We start from the raw sequence: 20,343 nt of genomic DNA, 5'->3' as shown, positions 1-20,343 counted from the left end.
GAGACGGTGGCGCTGTACGACCTGATGAAGGCCGGCCAGTTTGCCGAGGCGCTGAAGCTGTACCAGTGGATGACGCCGATGCTGCACCTGGATGTGTCGAACAAGCTGGTGCAGAACCTGAAGCTGATCGACGCGCTGGTGGGCGTGGGCAGCGAGCACATGCGCCGTCCGCGGCTGCCGCTCATCGGCGAGGAGCGCGCGGCCGTGGAAGCGATCGTGAAGAAGGCGCTGGCCACGCGGCCTGTGCAGTACCAGTCGGTTCCCTGATCCCGCGCACCTCTCACCGCAAGGCCATAACACCATGGAAGAACATGCCTTGAAACGCGGGGGCTTCTCCCGCTGGGTGCTCGACGCGTCGGACTTCGTCCTGGGCTTCGAGCGCCGCCTTCTCTCGGGCTTGATGGGTTTGCTCATCGTGCTGGTGCTGCTGAACGTGGTCACGCGCTATGGCGGCTTTCCGCTCTACTGGGTCGATGAGGCCTCGGTGTACTGCGTGGTGTGGCTCACCTTCATCGGCGCTTCCGCGATGACGCGGCTGCGGCTCGACTTTGCGGTGACGCTGCTCACCGACAAGATGGGCGCAAAAGCCGTGCGCGTCGCCAAGGCCAGTGCCTCTGGCGGCGTGCTGCTGCTCGGTCTTGCGCTGCTGGCGATGTGCTGGCTCTACATGGACCCTGTGGGCATCGTGCGCTGGGGCTTCGATGCCAAGGAATATGCCGCCGAGTCCTTCAACTTTCTCTATACCGAGCGCACGCAGACGCTGAACTGGCCAGTCTGGGCCATCCAGCTGATCCTGCCGATCTTCTCGGCCACTCTCAGCCTGCATGCCCTCTCGAATCTCATCGAAGACCTCGGCCTGCAGCCCCGGCGCACGCACACCGAGTTTCACGTGACCAACGCAGACGCGGTGAACTGACATGCTGACTTCCGCATTCTTTCTATTGATCATGCTGGTGGGCGTGCCGATCGGCGCCTGCCTGTGCCTTGCGGGCATCGTCTACATCCTCGACTCCGGCGACACGGTGCTGTTCCAGTCGTTCCCGGTGCAGATGTTCGGCGGCGTCGACAGCTACAGCCTCATCGCGATTCCGCTGTTCATCCTGATCGGCGAAATCATGAACGGCGGCGGCATCACAAAGCGCCTGGTCGACCTCGCGCTGGCCTTCATCGGCTCGGTGAAGGGCGGCCTTGCCTACGTGAACATCCTGGCCAACATGCTGGTGTCGTCGATCATCGGATCGGCCACCGCGCAGGTGGCGATCATGAGCCAGATCATGGTGCCCGAGATGGAGAAGCAGGGCTACGACAAGACCTTCGCGGCCGGCATCACGGTGTACGGCGGCATGCTGGGGCCGATCATTCCGCCCTCGGTGATGTTCGTGGTGTACAGCGTGCTTGCGCAGGTGGCGGTGGGCGACATGCTCATTGCCGGCATCATTCCGGGCGTGATTCTCACGGTGCTGTTCTTCATCGTGATTGCGTGCATGGGGTTCATCTACGACTACCCACGCACGGCGAAGCGGACCATCAGGCAGCGCCTGCACACGATGCTCACGGCCTGCCCCACGCTGTTGATTCCCATCGTCATCGTCGGCTCGATCCTGGGCGGCGTCGCCAATCCGACCGAGTCGGCGGCGGTGGGCGCAGTGGCCGCGGTGCTGGTGGGCCGCTACGTCACCAAGGAATTCCGCTTCGCGATGATTCCGCAGATCCTGCTGAAGTCGGCAATCTACTCGGCGGTGGTGCTGTTCCTGGTGGCTGCGGCCGCCGTGTTCTCGTGGCTCCTGATCTACGGCAAGGTGCCGCAGGCGACGGCCACGTGGATCCAGACCGTGGCGAAAGACCCGATCACGTTCCTGCTGCTGGTGAACCTCATCCTGCTGGTGATCGGAACGGTGATCGACGGCATTCCGGGGCTGATCATGACGGTGCCCATCCTGCTGCCCATTGCCACCGAAATCTACGGCATCGATCCGCGCCATTTCGGCGTGGTGGTGGTGATCAACCTCGTGCTGGGGCTGATGACGCCGCCCGTAGGACTGAGCTTCTTCGTGGCTTCCGCCGTGACCGGCGCCAAGCCCGGAAAGATGTTCATCGTCACGCTGCCGTTCTTCCTGATCTGCTGCGCGGCGCTGGTGTTGCTGTCGCTGTTCCCGAGCCTGTCGCTCGCGCTCATCAAGTAAGTCCCGCCCTTCTTCCTTCCCCTTCATTCAACCGGAGCCTCGCATGTCCCTTTCCCGCCGCAAATTCGTCGTCCAGGCCGCCGCCGGAACCGCCGCAGCGTCGTCCGCTCTCTTCACCACCGTGTCGCGCGCAGCGGCCGCCAAGGAATTCCGGCTCGGCCTCATCACGCCGGCCGGCCACTCGTGGAACCGCGCTGCCGTGGGCTTCGGCGAGGCGCTAAAGAAGGCGACCGACGGACGCTTGAGCGCCACCGTGTTCCATTCGGGTCAGTTGGGCAACGAGTCGGCCATGATGCAGCAGCTGCAGTCCGGCGCGCTGGACATGGGCTGGATCCAGGCCGCCGAACTCGGTTCGCGCGTGTCCAGCGTGGCGGCCATCAACGCGCCCTACCTCGTGCGCTCGACTACCAACGTGGCCTCGCTGGTGCGCACGCCCGCCGCGCTGAAGCTGCTCGACGTGCTGCCGCGCGAAACCGGCACCATTGGCCTCGGCTGGGGCATCACCGGCATGCGCGTGGTGTTTTCCACCAAGCCCATCTCGGCGCCCACCGATCTCAAGGGCATGAAGCTGCGCATCAACCCGACGCCGGTGTACCGCGACTTCTACCAGCTGCTGGGCGCCGCGCCCACGCCGATTCCGACGCCCGGCGTATTCGATGCCATGTCGAACGGGCAGGTCGACGGGCTCGAGGCGGACATCGAGTTCTCGTGGAACCAGCGCTTCGACCGCGTGGCCAAGACGATGCTGCCGATGAACGCGCTGTTCATGCCTTTTGCGCCGCTGGTGTCGGGCCGCATCTGGCAGACGCTCGACGCCAAGGACAAGGCGCTCATCACCGACCTGGTGAAGCAGTCGCTCGACGCGCAAATCAAGGACATCGTTACCACCGAGCTCGGCTTGGTCGACAAGTTCAAGGCCAGCGGCATCACCATCAAGAGCGACGCAGGCTACAACCCTGCGCCGATCATTGCGGAGTTCGACAAGATCTGGCTGCCCAAGGCGCCGCAGATCGCCGAACTGCGCAAGATTGGCGCGGCACTCTGAGCCAGCCAGGCGCGGGGCCGGCGGAAGGGTTCGCACCAATCGCGTGCGGGCACCGTTTTTGCTTGAATGCTGAAGCATTCACCTTTACGGATCCCGCATGAACAAGCGCCAACTTCTCCAGTCCTTCCTCGCCGCCTCGGCCCTCAGCTTCGGCCTTTCTTCGGCCTTTGCCCAGACCACGACGCCGATCAAGTTCCAGCTCGACTGGCGCTTCGAAGGACCGGCCGCCCTGTTCCTGCATCCCGCGGCCAAGGGCTACTTCAAGGCCGCTGGCCTCGACGTGACCATCGACGCAGGCAACGGCTCGGGCGGCACGGTCACGCGCGTGGCCTCCGGCGCCTACGACATGGGCTTTGCCGACTTGGCGGCGCTGATGGAATTCCACGCCAACAACCCCGACAGCCCGAACAAGCCGGTAGCGGTGATGATGGTCTACAACAACACGCCGGCCTCGGTCATGGCGCTCAAGAAGAGCGGCATTGCCAAGCCGGCCGACCTGGCCGGCAAGAAGATGGGCGCACCGGTGTTCGACGCCGGCCGCCGCGCGTTCCCGATCTTTGCGAAGGCCAACAACATCGGCGCAGTGAACTGGACCGCCATGGACCCGACCCTGCGCGAAACCATGCTGATCCGCGGCGACATCGACGCGATCACCGGCTTCACTTTCACCTCGCTCTTGAACCTGGAGGCGCGCGGCGCCAAGGCCGCCGACATCGTCGTGCTGCCCTACCCCGACTACGGCGTGAAGCTCTACGGCAACGTGATCATCGCGTCGCCCAAGCTCATCAAGGAGAACCCCGAGGCGGTGAAGAAATTCCTCTCGGCCTTTGCCAAGGGCGCGAAGGAAGTCATCGCCAACCCGGCGGTGGCCATCGAATCGGTGAAGGCGCGCGACGGCATCATCGACAGCAAGCTCGAAACCCGCCGCCTGCAGCTGGCCATCGACACCGTGATCAACAGCGCCGACGCGCGCAGCGAAGGCTTCGGTGCGGTGAACGCGGGCCGCATGTCGCTGATGGCCTCGCAGGTGTCGGACGCGTTCAACACCAAGACCCGCGTGAGCCCCGACGCCGTGTGGACCGCTGCACTGCTGCCGCCGGCAGCCGAGCTCAACGGCGTGCTGCGCAAGTGATGGCGGACGCATCGGGCGCAGCCGCTGCTCCTTTCGTCGATTTCCAGGACGTCTGGCTCGCCTACAACGAAGAGCTGCTGCGCGCCAACCACTTCGCGGTCGAAGCCATCGACCTGAAGGTGAAGCGCGGCGAATTCATCGCCATCGTCGGTCCCTCGGGCTGCGGCAAGTCGACCTTCATGAAACTCACCACGGGCCTCAAGATGCCGTCGATGGGCAAGATCCGCATCGACGGTCAGCCCGTGACCGGGCCGCTCAAGATCTCGGGCATGGCTTTTCAGGCGCCTTCGCTGCTGCCGTGGCGCACCACGGTCGACAACGTGCTGCTGCCTCTTGAAATCGTCGAACCTTACCGCTCCAACTTCAAGGCCAAGCGCAAGGAATACGTCGAGCGCGCGCGCAAGCTGCTGCAGAAGGTGGGCCTCGCGGGCTACGAAGACAAGTTTCCGTGGCAGCTCTCGGGTGGCATGCAGCAGCGTGCAAGCATTTGCCGCGCACTCATCCACGAACCCAAGATGCTGCTGCTCGACGAGCCCTTCGGCGCGCTCGACGCCTTCACGCGCGAGGAGCTCTGGTGCATCCTGCGCGACCTCTGGACCGAGCAGCAGTTCAACGTGATCCTGGTGACGCACGACCTGCGCGAATCGGTGTTCCTGGCCGACACGGTGTACGTGATGAGCAAGAGCCCGGGCCGCTTTGTGGTCAAGCGCGAGATCGAGCTGCCGCGTCCGCGCGAGCTGGAGCTCACCTACACCAAGGAGTTCACCGACATCGTGCTGGAGCTTCGCGGGCACATTGGCGCCATTCGCAACACCGGCATCAGCGCGGCGCAAACCGCCGCTGCCGCCGTGTCTCACTGAGGGCGCCATGAAGAACACCAAGCAACTCGAACGCTGGTCGCCCTGGCTGCTGCTCATCGCTGTCATCCTGCTGTGGCAGGTGATCTGCGCGGGCTTCGGCGTGTCGGACTTCATCTTTCCGAGCCCGCTGCGCATCTGGAACCAGTTCTGGGAGTTCAAGGAAATCATCGCGGGCCATGCGTGGCGCACCTTCTGGGTCACGATGGCGGGCTTCGGGCTGGCCATCGTGGTGGGCGTGCTGCTGGGCTTCGTCATCGGCAGCTCGCGCATCGCGTATGCGGCGATCTATCCGCTCATGACGGCATTCAACGCGCTCCCAAAGGCGGCCTTCGTGCCCATCCTCGTGGTGTGGTTCGGCATCGGCGTGGGCCCGGCGATTCTCACGGCGTTCCTGATCAGCTTCTTCCCGATCATGGTCAACATCGCCACCGGCCTTGCCACGCTGGAGCCCGAGCTGGAAGACGTGCTGCGCGTGCTCGGCGCCAAGCGCTGGGACGTGCTGATGAAGATCGGCCTGCCGCGCTCCATGCCCTACTTCTTCGGCTCGCTGAAGGTCGCGATCACGCTGGCCTTTGTCGGCACCACGGTGAGCGAAATGACCGCCGCCAACGAAGGCATCGGCTACCTTCTCATCTCGGCCGGCTCGGCCATGCAGATGGGCCTGGCGTTCGCGGGCCTGATGGTGGTCGGCGCCATGGCCATGCTGATGTACGAACTCTTCAGCGTGATCGAGAAGCACACCACCGGCTGGGCGCACCGCGGATCGCAAAACCAATAAGGCACCGCGGATGACACGCGACCAGATCATCCGAGCACTGCGCCATGCCGACGAAGTGGCCCGCCGCGCCATGGCGATGGGCCGCCACCCCTTCGGCGCCGTGCTCGTCGCGCCCGACGGCGAAACCATCCTGGCCGAGCAAGGGAACATCGACACGGTGAACCACGCCGAAGCCACGCTGGCGCGCCATGCCGCGCAGAACTGGCCGCCGGACTATTTGTGGCAATGCACGCTGGTCACGACCTTCGAGCCTTGCGCGATGTGCGCGGGAACCAGCTACTGGGCCCACATCGGCCACATCGTCTACGGCGCAGAAGAAAGCGCCTTGCTCACGCTCACGGGCGACCACCCCGAGAACCCCACACTGAGCCTGCCCTGCCGCGAAGTATTCGCGCGCGGGCAGAAGAAGATCGAGGTCATCGGCCCGGTGCCCGAAGTGGCGGAAGAAATGATCGCCACGCACCGCGGCTTCTGGGAATCCCGCTAGGCCAGCAGCAGCGACGCCTCGTCGCGCCAGTACGCGATGGCCGCGAGCCAGCCTTCCCACACGCAGCCATTGCAGCCGCGCCCGCAGCAGGTGGTGGGCTCCGGTGGCGGCATGCGCAAGGCAAGGCCTCGAGCCCGGAGAAGCGACTGGACGCTCGCAATCAGCGCCTGGGCGCTGGCGAGATCGGTCGGAGGAGCGAGGTCTTGTTCAGAAAGAAACATGGCAGGCACCGACCGATTGTCGGCGCTTCGGCAGGCCTGTCGGGATCAAGCCGCGGCCGGTGCCGATGCGGCAACCGCGGCGAAAGCCTCCAGGGCAAGGTCGACCTCATGCTCGCCGATGTGGCGATGGGTGACGCAGCGCAGCCGATGCCTGCCCCACGGACGGACCAAGACGCCCAGCCTCTTGAGCGCGGCCTCCCATTGAACGACATCGAGCCCCGTGGCCTTCACGTCGACCTGCACGATATTGGTCTGGGGCGCATTGACAGTGAGGCCTGGAATCCGGCTTGTTCCGCGGGCGAGCCGGCTCGCGTTGGCGTGGTCCTGTGCAAGCCGTTCCACCATGGTGGTAACGGCCACCAGCCCTGCGGCCGCGGCAATGCCCACTTGACGCTGGCCGCCCCCGAGCAATTTCCTGAGCCAGCGGGCACGTTCGATGGTGGCGGCAGGCCCCGCGAGCACGGCACCCATGGGCGCACTCAGGCCCTTGGACAGGCAGAGCGAAACTGTGTCGGCGAAAGCTGCAATACGCGCCGCCGGCACATCCAGGGCCACGGCCGCATTCATCAGCCGCGCACCGTCGAGGTGGACGGCGGCTCCCGCTTGCCTGGACGCCTCGAACATGGCCTGCATGTGCGCAAGCGGCAGCACCGCCCCGCCGGCGTTGTTGTGGGAAGTTTCCAGGCACACGACGCCGGTTGGCAGCTTGTTGCGGCCCGGCGCGAGGGCCTCCTGGAGCAGGTCCAGGTCCATGGCGCCATCGACGCCCGCAATGCCCTGATAGAACGCGCCGGTCAGCGCCGCGGCGCCCCGCTCGGCCACGTAGATGTGCGATGCCGCTTCGGCAAGCACGAGTTCCTGGCGCTGGGCTTGCGCGAGGATGGCCAGGAGGTTGGCCATCGTGGCGCTCGGCGCATACAGCGCGGCCTCTTTCCCGAGCAAACCCGCGGCCGTTGCCTCCAGCTCTTGCGCGGTCGGGTCGCCGTCGAGCCCGTCGTCGCCCAGTGGTGCCGAGGCCATGCGCTCGTACATCTGCGGCGTGGGCCGCGTCACCGTGTCGCTGCGAAGGTCCACCGGCGGTTGTTCCGCCCCGTCCGCCATCGTTGTTGCGGCCTGCGTCATTCGGCGGTCGCTCCGGTGGCCTTCACGAGCGCTGCCCACTTTTTTCTTTCGCTCTTCAGGAACGCATCGAAACTTTCGGGCGTGCCGGTACGCACATAGATGCCGCGCGCCGCCAGATTGGCCCGGACCTCCGCCGTGTCGAGCACGCGATTGATTTCCTTGTTCATGGTCCGCACGATGTGCTCCGGCGTCTTCGCAGGCACCACGACGCCATAGAGGGTGTAGTACTCGAATCCCTTGAAGCCGCTCTCGACGAAGGTGGGAACATCGGGCAGCGACACGTCCCGGGTGCCCGAGGTCACCGCGAGCGCCCGCAGCTTGCCGCTCTTGATCAGCGGCAGTGCCGAAACCAGCGACGAGACGTAGAAGTCGACCTGTCCTCCCAGCATGTCCGCCATGGCGGGGCCGCCGCCCTTGTAGGGCACGTGCAAAAGATCTGCGCCCACGGTAACGCGCAGGTTCTCGGACACCAGGTGCCCGACAGTTCCGTTGCCGGACGAGGCATAGGCGAGCGGCTTCTTCTTCGAGCCCGCCAGCAACGAGGCCAGGTTGTCGAACGAGCTGTCGGCCCGCACGACCAGCACCGAAACGCCGGTGCCCACCAGCGCCACCGGCGCGAGATCCTTGACCGGATCGAAGCTGAGCTTCTTGTAGAGAAACTGGTTGACCGCGAGGTTGCTGGTTTCTCCCAGTACGGCGGTGTAGCCGTCGGGCGGCGCTTTCGCGCCGAAATCCAGGCCGATGTTGTTGCCCGCGCCTGGCTTCGTATCGACGACGACCTGCCATCCGGCCTGCTCGCCGAGCTTGGCCGCAAGCAGGCGGCAGACGGCGTCGGTGCCGCCGCCCGGCGGACTCGGCGAGACCAGGTGGATGGCGCGCTCGGGTACCCACGCATCGGCCGCGTGCGCCTGCCACGCGGCGAGTGCGAGCCCCAGCATGCATGCCAGCCGCTTGGCGCGCGCGAAAGAGTGGTGTCGGGTGTCGTTCATGGTGAAGGTGTCGGTCGTGCAGGTTGAGGGATCGGGACAGAGCTGGAGCAAACGCCGTTCGATCCTAAGCACTCCCTACAATGAGTAAAGCGATATGTCCAAATATCAACTGTGAGGTTTTTTCATGAATCTCGCGATGCTCGTCACGTTGAGAACCATCCTCGAACAGGGCAGCTTCACCGCGGCGGCCGGCGTGGTGGGCTGCAGTCCGAGCGCGGTGAGCCTGCAGGTCAAGCAACTGGAGCAGTATTTCGGCAAACCGTTGTTCGATCGCTCGACCCGCGTGGTGATGCCCACGGCCTTTGCCCGCGAGGTGGTGGACGCCGTGGGCGATTTTTCCCACAGGCTCCAGATGCTGCGCTTCCGCCCGGTCGTGGAAGTGGCGGGCCGCGTCAAGGTGGGCGTGATCACCAGCATGCAGAGCGACGTGCTGCCGCAGGCGCTCCATGCGCTTCGCCAGCGGCATCCATCGCTGGAGATCGTGGTGCCGCCGCTGAATGACAGCGGCGAGCTGATTTCAGAACTGAAGGCGGCGCGGCTCGACCTTGCATTGCTTGTCAGGCCGGAATCCGGCGGTTCGCGCCGGCTCGTCTGGCGGGAGTTGCACCGCCAGCCCTATGTGCTGCTGGCGCCGCCGAATGCCTCCGGCAAAACGGCCAGGCAATTGCTGGAGGCCCATGACTGGATCGGCTACGACCTGTCTCTTGCGGGAGGACGCGTGGCCGCGCGCTACGTGCGCAGCCAGATTCCGAATGCACGCTGCGCCATGGAACTGCGCTCGATGGACGCGATCGTGGCGATGGTCGCCCAGGGCCTGGGGGTTTCCGTCGTTCCCCAACCCAGGCGGCCGCTGGTCGAGGCCTATGCGGTGCGAGAAGTGAGCCTCGGAAGCCGTGCCCCGTTCCGCAAGCTCTCCTTGGTCTGGCGCAGCTCGGACGCTGGCAATCGCAATGTCGAAGCCGTAGCTGAAGCTTTTGCCGCGGCCTTCGGCATGCGGCCGCATCGGTGAGGCGCGTTCGCGCGGAAGGCTTGCGCTCTACCAGAAGATCCAGAGCGCAAGGCCGCCGAAGATCGACCACTTCACGAGGTAGTAGGCCCGCTTGTCCCAGGCCTTGAGGCGCTTGCCGATGACGCGGATCTGGTAGATGTACTTGAACGCGCGGTTGATGCCGCCCGTCTTGTCGCCGGCCTCGTTGGGCGAACTGGCGGCGGCGAGCAGGTTCTTGGCGAACCAGCGGTTCACGGCGCTGGCCCAGCGGTACTTCAGTGGCCGCTCGATGTCGCAGAACAAGATCACGCGGTCGTGTTCGGTCGTGTTCTCGGCATAGTGGATGTAAGTCTCGTCGAACACCACGGCCTCGCCGTCGCGCCAGTGATAGCGCTGGCCGTCCACGTCGATGTAGCAGCCCTCGACGCCCGGCGTCCACAGGCCCAGGTGGTAGCGCAGCGAACCGGCGAAGGGATCGCGGTGGCGCACGAGGCGGCTACCCGGCGGCAACTCGGCGAACATGGCCGCCTTGATGGTTCCGATGCCCTTGAGCAGCTCTGTGGTGCGCGGGCAAAGCACGGCCGCCGAGGGATGCGCCTCGTCGTACCACTTGAGGTAGAACCGCTTCCAGCCGCTCTTGAAAAAGGAGTTGAAGCCCACGTCGTTGAACTGGCTCGAAGCCTTGATGCTGCCGCCGTTGCGCATGGCAAGCGCCTCTTCGCGGATGACCTGCCAGTTGTCCTCGAGCACGCGCATTTCGGGAAACTGCGCGGGCGACAGGTACGGCGTGCTCGGCACCTTCGAGAAGATGTACATGAAGGCGTTCAGCGGCGCCAGGAAGGTCGAGTGATCAGACAGCTGCCTGAAGAAGCGATGCCGCACCTGGCCGCGGAAATGAACGTAAAGCGCGCTGAGCGCGAAGATCGCAAGAATGACCCACTTCATTGTTGAAAGTGTCCTGTGGACGGCGCCGGGGGGAACCGGGTAGTGTAAATCGTCCCCCCAAATCGGACCTGACCACGGGTTTCAGGCCCAACCGGTCTCGATCTCGGTCTTCACCTCGGTCATGAGCCGGTGCACCGGGCACTTGCCCGCCACGCGCAGCAGCTCGTCGCGCTGCGCCTCGGTCAATTCGCCGGTCAGGCGCAGGCTCGACTTCAGGCGGTAGACGCCCTTACGCTCCTCGCTGTCGTCGCGGTCGACGATCACCTCGATGTCTTCGACCGGCATGCCCTTTCGGCGCGCGTAGATGAGCACGGTGAGCGCTTTGCAGGCAGCCAGCGAGGCGTCGTAAAGGTCATGGGGCTCCGGGCCAGCGTCGCTGCCGCCGCCGGCCGGGGAGGCGTCGATGGCGATTTCATGGTTGCGGATCTTGAGGATGTGACGCGTACCCGTGGTGCCGTCGCGCCGGACCGTGATGCTCATGCCGATGTCCTTGTGGAGGTGTGAATGCGGCGCCATCGTAGCCCGCAGCAGCTGCTTGTGAGCGGCCTGTCAGCGGTCCACCGCGAGCATCAGCGTTTCCTTGATCTCCTCCATCACCACGTAGCTGTGCGATTCCGCCGCCACGGGCAGTTTCTTGAGGATGTCGCCCAAGAGGTGTCGGTACTCGCTCATGCCGCTGAGGCGCGCTTTCACCAGATAGTCGAAGCTGCCCGACACCAGGTGGCACTCGAGCACCTCGGGCATGTGCAGCAACTCCTTGCGCACCTTGTCGAACACGTCGCCGGACTTGGCCGACAGCTTGATCTCGACGAACACCAGCAGCGTCTTGCCCAGCGCCTCGGGCGACACATGTGCGTGGTAGCCGCTGATGACGCCTTCGCGCTCCATGCGCTTCACGCGCTCGGCGCAAGGCGATGCTGAGAGGCCGATGCGCTCGGCCAATTCGGTCATGGAAATGCGGCCCTGGCGCTGCAGCAGGTCGAGGATTTTGCGGTCGATGCGGTCGAGTTCGGGCATTTCACTTCGGAGGTGGCATGAATGCGATTTCTCGCAGCGGATTTCACTGCAAAACCAATAAGAACAATGAAATCCACTGCATTGTGCACTTTAGAGTCCATCTATTCACCTTCATTCGCGGAAATACCCATGAAAGTCATCGTTCTCGGCGGCGGCGTGATCGGCACCACGACGGCCTACTACCTTGCGCGCTCCGGCGCCGACGTGACGCTGCTCGACCGGCAGTCCGGCCCCGCGGAAGAAACCAGCTTCGGCAACGCCGGGCAGGTGTCGCCGGGCTACTCGACGCCATGGGCCGCGCCCGGCATTCCGCTCAAGGCCATCAAGTGGATGTTCCAGAAGCACGCGCCGCTGTCGATCCGGCCTGACGGCACGCTGTTCCAGCTGCGATGGATGGCGGCGATGCTGCGCAACTGCTCGCCAGAGCGCTACGCGGTCAACAAGGAACGCATGATGCGCGTGGCCGAATACAGCCGCGGCTGCCTGCAGCAGCTGCGAGCGGAAACCGGCCTCAACTACGAGCACCGCACCGGCGGCACGCTGCAGTTGTTCCGCACCCAGGCGCAGCTCGACGCGGTGCAACGCGACATTGCGGTGCTCGAAGAATGCGGCGTGCCCTACGAGCTGCTCGACCGCGATGCGCTGGCGCGTGTCGAACCCGCGCTGGCCGGCGCACGTGATCGCCTCACGGGCGGCCTGCGCCTGCCGAACGACGAGACTGGCGACTGCCACCTGTTCACGCGCGGCCTGGCTGATATCGCACGCGGCATGGGCGTGGACTTCCGCTTCGGCCAGGCGATCGAAGGCCTGGAGATGGCGGGCGACCGCATCACGGGCGTGCGCACCAGCGCCGGCAAGATCCTCACGGCCGACCGCTATGTGATGGCCTTCGGCAGCTATTCGCGCGCCGCCATCACATCGCTTGGCCTCGACATCCCGGTCTACCCCGTCAAGGGCTACTCGCTCACCGTGCCCCTGCTCGACGAATCGCTGGCGCCGCAATCGACCGTGCTCGACGAGACCTACAAGGTGGCCGTGACACGCTTCGACAACCGCATCCGCGTGGGCGGCATGGCCGAGCTTGGCGGCTTCGATCTGCGGCTGAACCCGCACCGCCGAGCCACGCTCGAAAAAGTGGTGAGCGATCTGTTCCCAGGCGGCGACCTCCCGCGCGCCACCTTCTGGACCGGCCTGCGGCCGATGACACCCGACAGCACGCCGATCGTCGGCGCCACGCGCTATGCGAACCTGTTCCTGAATACCGGCCACGGCACGCTGGGCTGGACCATGGCTTGCGGCTCGGGCAAGCTCATCTCCGACCTCGTGACAGGCCAGCGCCCGGAAATCCGCACCGACGGATTGGCGATGGACCGCTACGCGCAGGGCTCGCCGCGCGCAACACGCCCGAACCCGGCAACGGCACACGCTTGATGCAGCGGCCGCTCAAGCGGCTTTTGCAATCGGAATGGTCGCGCTCGTCATGCCGCGGTAGATCTCCGCCTCGCCGTGCTTCGCCAGCAGCTGCATCAGGTGCTTGCGGATCAGCATGCCGGGCCGGTCCGATTCCATCGAATACTCGACACCCCGCCTGCGCGTGTCGACCAATGCATCAGGGTCGGTCGATTCGAGGATGTCCTTGTCCTCGCGCGTCACCGCCTCGTCGAAGTCGATCAGCATCTGCGCGGTGCAATCCGCCTCGGTGTCGTTGCGGAACAGCCATTGGCACAGCTGCATGCGGCCGTCGTCGATGGGCGTGAAGCAGTTGATGATGATGTGGCGCACGCCGCTCGGATACTCGATGTCGAGCCGGCGCGAGAACGGCAGGAAGTAGGCGTTGCGCATGTGGCGCGTGGTGATTGGATCGGTCACGCCGCTGATGGCGTGAAACTTGACGGGGTTGACCGCCTCGATCACCGTCTCAGCGTAGAAGCCGCCTTCGTTTTCCACCAGCTCGTACTTGCTCGGCTTCGGGCTCGCGGCCACGCCGAAGGTGGCGCGGTGCACAAAGCTGAAGTGCGAGTTGTCGAAAGAATTTTCGAGCGCACGCATCGGGCTGGTCTGCCACTCTTCATAAAACTGGAAGATGGTGCGGTAGCCCGCATCGTCGAACTCCGGAATGGCGGGAATGTCGGCAATCGGTTCTTCGAGCGCCACCCATGCGTAGCCGTAGCGCGCGGTGCAGCGATAGGCCGTCGTCTTGTACTCCGGCGAAATCTTGCGGTCAGCCTCGTACTGCGGGATGCGGATCACCTGCCCGCTGCGATCGTAGGTCCAGCCGTGGTAGCCGCACTGAATGGCGCCCTGCCCGCAGGCCTGGCCTTCGGCATCGACGCACCAGCCTTTCGACAGCTTGGCGGTGCGATGGCAGCAGCGGTCGCGCAATGCGGCCGGCTGGCCGTCGGCGTCGATGAAGAGAACGATGTCTTCGCCCAGCAGCCTGAAAGGCTTCGGGCCCTTGGCCAGGTCGGTGAGCGGCATGACGGCATGCCAGAACTTGCGGAAGACGGGTTGTTGGGTGACGAGCATGCGTGGACTCCTTCTGTTGCGCGTGGGTACGTACGAACTTGAAAGAGCAATTTCCTGCCGCGGGGGCTGAACGCTTCTACTCTGCGCCATCTGACTTGCAAATTGCGCGCCCGCATTGTGGCGCGGGGCCGCGCCTCTTCAAAGCTCCGTGTGCAATGCCCGAGCAAAAGACCGCGGCATGCGGCTTGGCATGGCTCGTGCATCAGCGCCCGCAAGAGTAGAAGCGTTCAGCAGCGCACGCACCACCGTTGTGCGCCCGCCCGGAAATTGCTCTTGAAGTGCCTCTGTCTTGTGCAGGGGATTCAAGACTCAATAGATTCCGAGGCCCCACATGCAACGTCGACTTTTTCTTGGCGCCAGCGCAGCCACCCTGCTCCCTCTCGCCGCCCCTGCCGTGTTCGCCCAGGGCGGCAGCAAGCTGACCCCACTCAAGTTCACGCTCGACTTCCGCATCAACGGGCAGACCGCGCCGTTCTTTCTTGCGCACAGCAAGGGCTACTACAGGGATGAGGGGCTCGATGTGACCATCGACACCGGCGCCGGATCGGTTGCCTCAATCACACGCATTGCGAGCGGCGTCTACCAGATGGGCCTGGGCGACATCAGCTCGCTGGTGGAGTTCAATGCGCAGAACCCCGGCACCCCGATGGTCCAGGCGGTGTACCAGTACTACAACCGCGCGCCCTTCGTGATCATCGGCCGCAAGGACCGCGGCGTGACGACCGACTTCAAGAGCCTGGCCGGCAAGAAGGTGGCGGCCGCGGCGGTCGAATCGACACGCCGCGCCTGGCCGATGGTGGCGCGCAAGCAGGGCATGCGCAGCGACGCCTTCCAGTGGCAGACCACCGACTTCAGCGCGCGCGACAATGTGATGGTGCGCGGCGACGTCGATGCCGCCACTTACTTTCATGACTCGGCCATTTCTCTCTTTGCGCGCATGAAGCCCGAGGAGCTTTCTGTGCTCAAGTATGCGGATGCGGGTGTCAACCTGTACGGCAACGCCATTCTCGCGAGCAGCAACCTGATCGCGCAGAACCCCAGGCTGGTTGCGGCCTTTCTGCGCGCCACCAACCGCGCCATCGTCGAGACCTTTGCCAACCCCGCGCCCAGCATTGCGGCCCTGCGCCAGCGCGAACCCATCCTCGACGAAAGGATGGAGCTTGAACGCTGGGGCGTCACGGCGCAATATGTGGGCGCCGCCGATACGCGAAGCCACGGCCTGGGCGACATCAACAAGCTCACGCTAGAGCTGCAGGTCGACGAGGTCGTCGAAGTTTTCGGCCTCAAGGTCAAGCCTGCGTCTGACGCGATCTTCAATACTTCGATGCTGCCATTGCGCAGCGAACGAACCCCACTCAAGACATGATTGAAGACATGAATTCCGCTGGCAGCCATATCGCATTCCCTGAAGAAACCACGCTCGACGAGCGCGATGAGCGCTACCTTCGCAAAGCCATCGTCTGGTCGCATGCGGCCCGGCGACGAGGCAACCGACCCTTTGGCTCGCTCATCGTCTCGGCCGACGGCGAAGTGCTGGCCGAAGCGGGCAACAGCAATGCCGAAACCGGCGACTGCACCGCGCACGCGGAGGTGAACGCCCTGCGCGCGCTCGCGGGGCGCGGCCTCACGCGCGAGGAGCTTGCCAGCGCCACCCTTTATGCATCGGGCGAGCCGTGCGTGATGTGCGCGGGCGCCATCTTCTGGTCGAACATCGGCCGCGTGGTGTACGGCATCGACGCCGAGCGGCTGCGCGTGTTCCGCGGCGAGCGGCAGGATCAGCGCGACGCGGAGCTGTCGTGCCGAGACGTGTTCCGCGCCTCTCCGCATCCGATCGAATGCATCGGGCCTGCACTGCTTCATGAAGCCAGCGCCGCCCACGATGGAGCGTGGGCCAGCTAGGTCCACAAGAGAACGCTGCGGGGCGAATAGACTCGTTGGATGTCTTGGCACGCACGTCTCCATCTCGATTACCGGCACGAATCCGCTCGCAGCGTCGCGCGCTTTCGCCATGACGGGCCGCTTCGAATTCTTCAGAGCCTCTATCCCGAAGGCGATGCGATCTGCCACAACGTGCTGGTGCATCCGCCGGGTGGACTGGTGGGCGGCGACACGCTGGACATCGACATCGAGGCGGCCGACGGCAGCCATGGACTGATCACCACCCCCGGTGCGTCGCGCTTCTACCGCTCCGAGGGCGAGCTGGCGTTGCAGCGAACGCGCATCCGCCTTGCCAAGGGCGCGCGGCTCGAATGGCTGCCGCTGGAGGCCATCTGCTACAGCGGCTGCCGGGCCGAGAACCGGCTCACCATCGAGGCCGAGGCCGGCGCCGAGATGATCGGCTGGGACGTGACTGCCCTTGGCCTGCCCAATGCCAACCAGCCATTCGAGCGCGGCACCTATCTGCAGCACATCGAAGTGCCCGGCGTGTGGCTCGAACGCGGACGCATCGATGCGGCGGACCATCGGCTGCTGCAAAGTCCGCTGGGCTTCGGCGGGCACCGCTGCATTGCATCGCTGTTCTTCGTGGCGGGTACGCCGGCCACGAAGGCGCGGCGCGAGGCGCTGCTTGCGCTCGCGCGCACGGCCATCGATGCGCATGGCCTGCAGGAGAGCGCGGGTGCGACGAGCCCGCATGCCGAGATCGTCGTGCTGCGCGTGCTCGCGCCAGTGGTCGAGCCCGCAATGCAGTTGCTGCGGCAGGTGTGGCAGGCGTGGCGCGCCGAGCTGTGGAAGCTGCCAGCGAGTTCTCCGCGCATCTGGGCAACGTAGCTCGCCACGCTTCAGGCCGGCATGTCGGTGCGCGGCAGCCGCAGGTGCTTCTTCAGCGTCTCGAACACCTGCCGCGTGACCGGGTTCACCACGTGGCTGCGCACGTACAGGTAGTAGGCAAGGTCGGGCAGGCGCGGCATGCCGTCGCCGGCGCCGAGCACGCGCAGGCCCGCGTCGAGCTGCTCCACGCCGCGGGCTGTCACACCCAGGCCCGCGCGCAATGCCGCCTTGATGCCGATCAGGCTCGACGAGGTGTAGCGCGGCGTCCATGCCACGCCCGCGGCATCGAGCGCCTCGTGGCCGATGCGGCGAAAGATGCTTGGCCCATCGGCCATGATCAGCGGTACCGGCTTGGCCGGGTCGTGCACGTAACTGGCCGCGCAGAGCCACACGGTGGGTGAATTGCGCAGCACCACGCCGTCGAACTGCGGATCGGCGCGGTTCGAGATGATCATGTCGACCTCGCCGCTCTTCAATGAGGTCATGAGATAGGGGCTGCGGCCGATGTGGATGTCGAGCTGCAGCAGCGGCGAGGTGCGCGCCACCTCGGTCAGCAAGAGCGGCAACATGGTCTCGGCCACGTCGTGCGGCGCGCCGATGCGCAAGTTGCCCTCGAGCTCGCCCTGCCGGAGGCTGCGCAGCGCCTCGTCGTTGAGCGCGAGCAGATGGTGCGCATAGGTGAGAAGCCGCTCGCCATGTTCGGTGAGCCGCTTTTGCCGGCCCTGCCTAGCGAACAGAGGGTGACCTGCCTGCTCTTCGAGCCGCTGCATCTGCTGCGTGATGGCCGACTGCGTGCGGCCCAGGTGCACGGCCGCGGCCGCAAAGCTGCGGTGGCTGACAACCGCCACGAAGGAGCGCAGCAGGTCGAGATCGAGTGTGGGCATACATTAATTTTATTGATGTATTTCGTGCGCCGGCTGGATTGTCGAGTCATGCCCTCGTCACTAAAGTGAATGCACACCTAGACAAGCATTCCCACTGGAGAAACCTGCATGAGCACCCTGTCCGACCAGCGCCGCAAGGCGGTTGCCGCGTCCATCGACCAGATGAAGAAAGCCATTGGCGGTGCTGAACCCACCCGCGAAAAGCTCGATGCGGTGCTCGATGAGCTAGTCGAACTGGCCGCGCGCACTGACTACTGGGGCCCTGCCGACTTTCCGGCGCCCGAAGCCGGCGAGCACCAGGCCCGCTACCTGATTGCCGAAGACCCGGACCAGAGCTACGCGCTCTACCTCAACGTGATGCGGCCAGGCAAGAAGATCGTGCCGCACAACCACACCACCTGGGCCTGCATTGCCGCGGTCGAAGGCACCGAACACAACCGCGTGTACGAGCGGCGCGACGACGGCTCCGTGCCCGGCGTCGGCAAGCTCGAGGAAACCGCTCTGGTGGTGGTCGAGCCCGGCAATGGCATCGCGCTGATGCCCGAAGACATTCACTCGGTGGAGATCCAGGGCGAGCAGGTCATCCGCCACCTGCACATGTACGGCCGCGCGCTCGAAACGCTGAACCAGCGCACCGCGTACGACCTGGCCGCGGGTACGTACCAGACGATGGGCATCGGCGTGCAGACGCGGCGCTAAGCCTTCTCCTTTTTAGATTTTTCGATGCGGTCCGGGATCCGGCGCCGCACGACGTCGCTCGCCTAGCCGCTTTTGCCTCATCGATTCTCTCCCGCCCATGACGACCTCCTTCATCGATCCGAAGACCCTCAAATCCTGGCTGCACGACGGCGGCGAGATCGCGCTGCTCGACGTGCGCGAGCACGGCCAGTACGGCGAGGCGCATCTGTTCTACGGCACCCCCCTGCCCTTCAGTCGGCTCGAACTCGATGCGCCGCGCCTGGTGCCGCGCCGCGGCGTGCGGGTGGTTGCGTATGACGATGGCGATCCCGACGTTGCCGAACGCGCCGCCCAGCGGCTCGAGGTGCTGGGCTACACCGACGTGCATGTGCTGCAAGGCGGCACCCGCGCCTGGAAGGCCGCGGGGCACGTGCTCTTCGCGGGCGTCAACCTGCCGTCGAAGACCTTCGGCGAGCTGGCTGAAGAGGTCTATCACACGCCCCGCATCAGCGCCGACCAACTGGCCGGCATGCTGGCGCGCAACGAAAAGGTGGTGGTGCTCGACGGTCGGCCCGTGAGCGAGTTCCACAAGATGAACATCCCCACGGCCACCTGCTGCCCCAACGGCGAACTCGCATACCGCGTGCGCCATCTGGTGCCCGACACCACCACGCCCATCGTCATCAATTGCGCGGGCCGCACGCGCAGCATCATCGGTGCGCAGACGCTCATCAACCTCGGCCTGCCCAATCCCGTCTACGCGCTGGAGAACGGCACGCAGGGCTGGTACCTGAACGACCACACGCTGGAGCACGGCGGCACGCGGCGCTATCCGGCGGAAAGCGGCAACACCGATCTTCGGCCCGCCGCGCAAGCTTTGGCCGACCGCTTCGGCGTGTCCACGGTCACCGCGCAAACCGTGCAGCAATGGGCCGGCGATATGGGCCGCACCCTGTTTCTCTGCGACGTGCGCGCGCCCGAAGAATTCGCGGCCGGCAGCCTGCCGGGCGCACAGCACACGCCCGGTGGCCAGCTGATGCAAGCCGGAGACCAGTACGTCGGCGTGCGCGGCGCGCGGCTCGTGCTGTTCGACAGCGACGGCGTGCGCGCGCCGACGATTGCGAGCTGGCTGCGGCAGATGGGGCACGACGCGAGCGTGCTCGAAGGCGGGCTTGCGAGCGGCCTTGCACTTGCGCCTGCGGCCGTCCCTGAGGCTCCCGCGCTGCAGACCATCGATGCGCAAACACTGTCCACCCGCCTGGATCGAGGCGACGTGGCGCTGATCGACTTGCGCACGAGCATGCAGTTCCGCGCCGGCCACATTCCGCAGGCACGCTGGTCCATTCGCCCGCGCCTCGCCGACGACGTGAAAAGCGAAACGCGCCAGCTCGTGCTAGTGGCCGATGACGCCGCGCTGGCGGCCTGGGCCGCAAGCTCCGAGCTCGCCGGCCGCTCGCCCGCCCCGCTGCTGCTCGAAGGCGGCATGGCCGCATGGCGCGGTGCCGGACTGCCGGTGGAAGCCACGCCCGAGTTCCCCGTCGATGCGGAATGCATCGACTATCTGTTCTTCGTGCACGACCGCCACGACGGCAACAAGGAAGCGGCGCGCCGCTACCTGGCTTGGGAAACCGGGCTGGTCGCGCAGCTTGACGCGGCGGAGCGCGCGGCTTTCAGGCTGCCCGCCGCGCCGCACGCCTGAACCGGTTTCGCATCGCTTCT

23 protein-coding genes are annotated in these 20,343 nt (G+C 65.5%); 15 read left to right on the top strand and 8 right to left on the bottom strand.

Annotation, left to right across the window (positions count from 1 at the left end):
• From J2X92_RS27700 to J2X92_RS27665, 8 genes are all read left to right on the top strand, one after another.
• The coding region (locus J2X92_RS27700; RefSeq protein WP_307580787.1) for a dihydrodipicolinate synthase family protein at positions 1-267 on the top strand (267 nt) is incomplete at its 5' end.
• A gap of 34 nt (positions 268-301) precedes the next feature.
• Positions 302-916, top strand: coding sequence for a TRAP transporter small permease (locus J2X92_RS27695; protein ID WP_307580785.1), 615 nt, complete (start codon positions 302-304; stop codon positions 914-916).
• A gap of 1 nt (position 917) precedes the next feature.
• A complete protein-coding gene (locus J2X92_RS27690) occupies positions 918-2,183 on the top strand; it encodes a TRAP transporter large permease (RefSeq protein ID WP_307580783.1) in 1,266 nt (421 codons plus the stop codon).
• A gap of 43 nt (positions 2,184-2,226) precedes the next feature.
• Positions 2,227-3,228: a TRAP transporter substrate-binding protein gene (locus tag J2X92_RS27685; protein WP_307580781.1), complete on the top strand. Its 1,002-nt coding sequence runs from the start codon at positions 2,227-2,229 to the stop codon at positions 3,226-3,228.
• 97 nt (positions 3,229-3,325) lie between these two features.
• Complete coding sequence (locus tag J2X92_RS27680) at positions 3,326-4,360, top strand: ABC transporter substrate-binding protein (RefSeq protein ID WP_307580779.1); 1,035 nt, start codon at positions 3,326-3,328, stop codon at positions 4,358-4,360.
• Positions 4,360-5,220, top strand: a complete 861-nt coding sequence (locus J2X92_RS27675) for an ABC transporter ATP-binding protein (protein ID WP_307580777.1) — start codon at positions 4,360-4,362, stop codon at positions 5,218-5,220. Before J2X92_RS27680 ends, J2X92_RS27675 begins: the two co-directional genes overlap by 1 nt.
• Positions 5,221-5,227: 7 nt before the next feature.
• Positions 5,228-5,998 carry an ABC transporter permease gene (locus J2X92_RS27670; protein WP_307580775.1) on the top strand — a complete coding sequence of 257 codons (771 nt, stop codon included), beginning with the start codon at positions 5,228-5,230 and terminating at the stop codon, positions 5,996-5,998.
• Between the two features lie 10 nt (positions 5,999-6,008).
• Entirely contained in the window at positions 6,009-6,485 is a 477-nt protein-coding gene (locus tag J2X92_RS27665) for a nucleoside deaminase (RefSeq protein ID WP_307580773.1), read from the top strand.
• Here J2X92_RS27665 and J2X92_RS27660 read toward each other — a convergent pair.
• The 3 genes from J2X92_RS27660 to J2X92_RS27650 are packed head-to-tail and all read right to left on the bottom strand — an operon-like array spanning position 6,482 to position 8,817.
• Positions 6,482-6,706, bottom strand: coding sequence for an oxidoreductase-like domain-containing protein (locus tag J2X92_RS27660; RefSeq protein ID WP_307580771.1), 225 nt, complete (start codon positions 6,704-6,706; stop codon positions 6,482-6,484). The two genes, J2X92_RS27665 and J2X92_RS27660, sit on opposite strands and share 4 nt — an antisense overlap.
• Before the next feature lie 45 nt (positions 6,707-6,751).
• A complete protein-coding gene (locus J2X92_RS27655) occupies positions 6,752-7,828 on the bottom strand; it encodes a threonine aldolase family protein (RefSeq protein WP_307580768.1) in 1,077 nt (358 codons plus the stop codon).
• Entirely contained in the window at positions 7,825-8,817 is a 993-nt protein-coding gene (locus J2X92_RS27650) for a Bug family tripartite tricarboxylate transporter substrate binding protein (protein WP_307580767.1), read from the bottom strand. The genes J2X92_RS27655 and J2X92_RS27650 overlap by 4 nt, the downstream gene beginning before the upstream one ends.
• 124 nt (positions 8,818-8,941) lie before the next feature.
• Between J2X92_RS27650 and J2X92_RS27645 the strand changes: the two genes are divergently transcribed.
• Positions 8,942-9,826 (top strand): LysR family transcriptional regulator, encoded by an 885-nt coding sequence (locus J2X92_RS27645; RefSeq protein WP_307580765.1) that lies wholly within the window; start codon positions 8,942-8,944, stop codon positions 9,824-9,826.
• A 27-nt stretch (positions 9,827-9,853) separates the two neighbouring features.
• On the opposite strand, the gene lpxO is transcribed toward J2X92_RS27645, so the two are convergent.
• The 3 genes from lpxO to J2X92_RS27630 form a co-directional block, all read right to left on the bottom strand.
• Positions 9,854-10,750: a lipid A hydroxylase LpxO gene (gene lpxO, locus J2X92_RS27640; protein ID WP_307580763.1), complete on the bottom strand. Its 897-nt coding sequence runs from the start codon at positions 10,748-10,750 to the stop codon at positions 9,854-9,856.
• An 81-nt stretch (positions 10,751-10,831) separates the two neighbouring features.
• Positions 10,832-11,230 carry an OsmC family protein gene (locus J2X92_RS27635; protein WP_307580761.1) on the bottom strand — a complete coding sequence of 133 codons (399 nt, stop codon included), beginning with the start codon at positions 11,228-11,230 and terminating at the stop codon, positions 10,832-10,834.
• Between the two features lie 69 nt (positions 11,231-11,299).
• Positions 11,300-11,767 carry a winged helix-turn-helix transcriptional regulator gene (locus J2X92_RS27630; RefSeq protein ID WP_055803119.1) on the bottom strand — a complete coding sequence of 156 codons (468 nt, stop codon included), beginning with the start codon at positions 11,765-11,767 and terminating at the stop codon, positions 11,300-11,302.
• Positions 11,768-11,788: 21 nt separating this feature from the next.
• Here J2X92_RS27630 and J2X92_RS27625 point away from each other — a divergent pair, with 21 nt between their 5' ends.
• Complete coding sequence (locus J2X92_RS27625) at positions 11,789-13,198, top strand: D-amino acid dehydrogenase (RefSeq protein ID WP_373424885.1); 1,410 nt, start codon at positions 11,789-11,791, stop codon at positions 13,196-13,198.
• A gap of 12 nt (positions 13,199-13,210) precedes the next feature.
• On the opposite strand, the gene J2X92_RS27620 is transcribed toward J2X92_RS27625, so the two are convergent.
• Complete coding sequence (locus J2X92_RS27620) at positions 13,211-14,293, bottom strand: aromatic ring-hydroxylating dioxygenase subunit alpha (RefSeq protein WP_307580756.1); 1,083 nt, start codon at positions 14,291-14,293, stop codon at positions 13,211-13,213.
• A gap of 331 nt (positions 14,294-14,624) precedes the next feature.
• Between J2X92_RS27620 and J2X92_RS27615 the strand changes: the two genes are divergently transcribed.
• Genes J2X92_RS27615 through J2X92_RS27605 form a run of 3 tightly spaced genes read left to right on the top strand, consistent with a single transcriptional unit; the run spans position 14,625 to position 17,062 of the window.
• Positions 14,625-15,659, top strand: a complete 1,035-nt coding sequence (locus J2X92_RS27615) for an ABC transporter substrate-binding protein (protein WP_307580755.1) — start codon at positions 14,625-14,627, stop codon at positions 15,657-15,659.
• Between the two features lie 8 nt (positions 15,660-15,667).
• Positions 15,668-16,192, top strand: coding sequence for a nucleoside deaminase (locus J2X92_RS27610; RefSeq protein WP_055803455.1), 525 nt, complete (start codon positions 15,668-15,670; stop codon positions 16,190-16,192).
• 39 nt (positions 16,193-16,231) lie between these two features.
• A complete protein-coding gene (locus J2X92_RS27605; protein ID WP_307580752.1) occupies positions 16,232-17,062 on the top strand; it encodes an urease accessory protein UreD in 831 nt (276 codons plus the stop codon).
• Between the two features lie 11 nt (positions 17,063-17,073).
• Here the strand turns inward: J2X92_RS27605 and J2X92_RS27600 are convergent, their stop codons facing one another.
• Positions 17,074-17,946: a LysR substrate-binding domain-containing protein gene (locus J2X92_RS27600; RefSeq protein ID WP_307580750.1), complete on the bottom strand. Its 873-nt coding sequence runs from the start codon at positions 17,944-17,946 to the stop codon at positions 17,074-17,076.
• Between the two features lie 108 nt (positions 17,947-18,054).
• Here J2X92_RS27600 and J2X92_RS27595 point away from each other — a divergent pair, with 108 nt between their 5' ends.
• The gene (locus J2X92_RS27595) at positions 18,055-18,645 is read left to right on the top strand and encodes a mercaptosuccinate dioxygenase (RefSeq protein ID WP_307580749.1); all 591 of its coding nucleotides are present in this window, start codon (positions 18,055-18,057) and stop codon (positions 18,643-18,645) included.
• 97 nt (positions 18,646-18,742) lie between these two features.
• The gene (locus J2X92_RS27590; RefSeq protein WP_307580747.1) at positions 18,743-20,323 is read left to right on the top strand and encodes a rhodanese-like domain-containing protein; all 1,581 of its coding nucleotides are present in this window, start codon (positions 18,743-18,745) and stop codon (positions 20,321-20,323) included.
• Positions 20,324-20,343 lie beyond the last annotated feature (20 nt).

Source organism: Variovorax paradoxus, assembly GCF_030811855.1.
Taxonomy (GTDB): domain Bacteria; phylum Pseudomonadota; class Gammaproteobacteria; order Burkholderiales; family Burkholderiaceae_C; genus Variovorax; species Variovorax paradoxus_L.
The sequence above is the reverse complement of the archived record's forward strand: the minus strand, read 5'-3'. Positions and strand labels throughout refer to the sequence as shown.

Excerpts from the sequence above, each read along its gene's own strand:
- J2X92_RS27595 (WP_307580749.1), top strand. The coding sequence starts at position 18,055 with ATGAGCACCCTGTCCGACCAGCGCCGCAAGGCGGTTGCCGCGTCCATC.
- J2X92_RS27680 (WP_307580779.1), top strand. The coding sequence starts at position 3,326 with ATGAACAAGCGCCAACTTCTCCAGTCCTTCCTCGCCGCCTCGGCCCTC.
- J2X92_RS27610 (WP_055803455.1), top strand. The coding sequence starts at position 15,668 with ATGAATTCCGCTGGCAGCCATATCGCATTCCCTGAAGAAACCACGCTC.
- J2X92_RS27600 (WP_307580750.1), bottom strand. The coding sequence starts at position 17,946 with ATGCCCACACTCGATCTCGACCTGCTGCGCTCCTTCGTGGCGGTTGTC.
- J2X92_RS27665 (WP_307580773.1), top strand. The coding sequence starts at position 6,009 with ATGACACGCGACCAGATCATCCGAGCACTGCGCCATGCCGACGAAGTG.
- J2X92_RS27655 (WP_307580768.1), bottom strand. The coding sequence starts at position 7,828 with ATGACGCAGGCCGCAACAACGATGGCGGACGGGGCGGAACAACCGCCG.
- J2X92_RS27590 (WP_307580747.1), top strand. The coding sequence starts at position 18,743 with ATGACGACCTCCTTCATCGATCCGAAGACCCTCAAATCCTGGCTGCAC.
- J2X92_RS27625 (WP_373424885.1), top strand. The coding sequence starts at position 11,789 with ATGCGATTTCTCGCAGCGGATTTCACTGCAAAACCAATAAGAACAATG.
- J2X92_RS27660 (WP_307580771.1), bottom strand. The coding sequence starts at position 6,706 with ATGTTTCTTTCTGAACAAGACCTCGCTCCTCCGACCGATCTCGCCAGC.
- J2X92_RS27620 (WP_307580756.1), bottom strand. The coding sequence starts at position 14,293 with ATGCTCGTCACCCAACAACCCGTCTTCCGCAAGTTCTGGCATGCCGTC.
- J2X92_RS27645 (WP_307580765.1), top strand. The coding sequence starts at position 8,942 with ATGAATCTCGCGATGCTCGTCACGTTGAGAACCATCCTCGAACAGGGC.
- J2X92_RS27635 (WP_307580761.1), bottom strand. The coding sequence starts at position 11,230 with ATGAGCATCACGGTCCGGCGCGACGGCACCACGGGTACGCGTCACATC.
- J2X92_RS27670 (WP_307580775.1), top strand. The coding sequence starts at position 5,228 with ATGAAGAACACCAAGCAACTCGAACGCTGGTCGCCCTGGCTGCTGCTC.
- J2X92_RS27695 (WP_307580785.1), top strand. The coding sequence starts at position 302 with ATGGAAGAACATGCCTTGAAACGCGGGGGCTTCTCCCGCTGGGTGCTC.
- J2X92_RS27650 (WP_307580767.1), bottom strand. The coding sequence starts at position 8,817 with ATGAACGACACCCGACACCACTCTTTCGCGCGCGCCAAGCGGCTGGCA.
- J2X92_RS27685 (WP_307580781.1), top strand. The coding sequence starts at position 2,227 with ATGTCCCTTTCCCGCCGCAAATTCGTCGTCCAGGCCGCCGCCGGAACC.
- J2X92_RS27630 (WP_055803119.1), bottom strand. The coding sequence starts at position 11,767 with ATGCCCGAACTCGACCGCATCGACCGCAAAATCCTCGACCTGCTGCAG.
- J2X92_RS27605 (WP_307580752.1), top strand. The coding sequence starts at position 16,232 with ATGTCTTGGCACGCACGTCTCCATCTCGATTACCGGCACGAATCCGCT.
- J2X92_RS27675 (WP_307580777.1), top strand. The coding sequence starts at position 4,360 with ATGGCGGACGCATCGGGCGCAGCCGCTGCTCCTTTCGTCGATTTCCAG.
- lpxO (WP_307580763.1), bottom strand. The coding sequence starts at position 10,750 with ATGAAGTGGGTCATTCTTGCGATCTTCGCGCTCAGCGCGCTTTACGTT.
- J2X92_RS27690 (WP_307580783.1), top strand. The coding sequence starts at position 918 with ATGCTGACTTCCGCATTCTTTCTATTGATCATGCTGGTGGGCGTGCCG.
- J2X92_RS27615 (WP_307580755.1), top strand. The coding sequence starts at position 14,625 with ATGCAACGTCGACTTTTTCTTGGCGCCAGCGCAGCCACCCTGCTCCCT.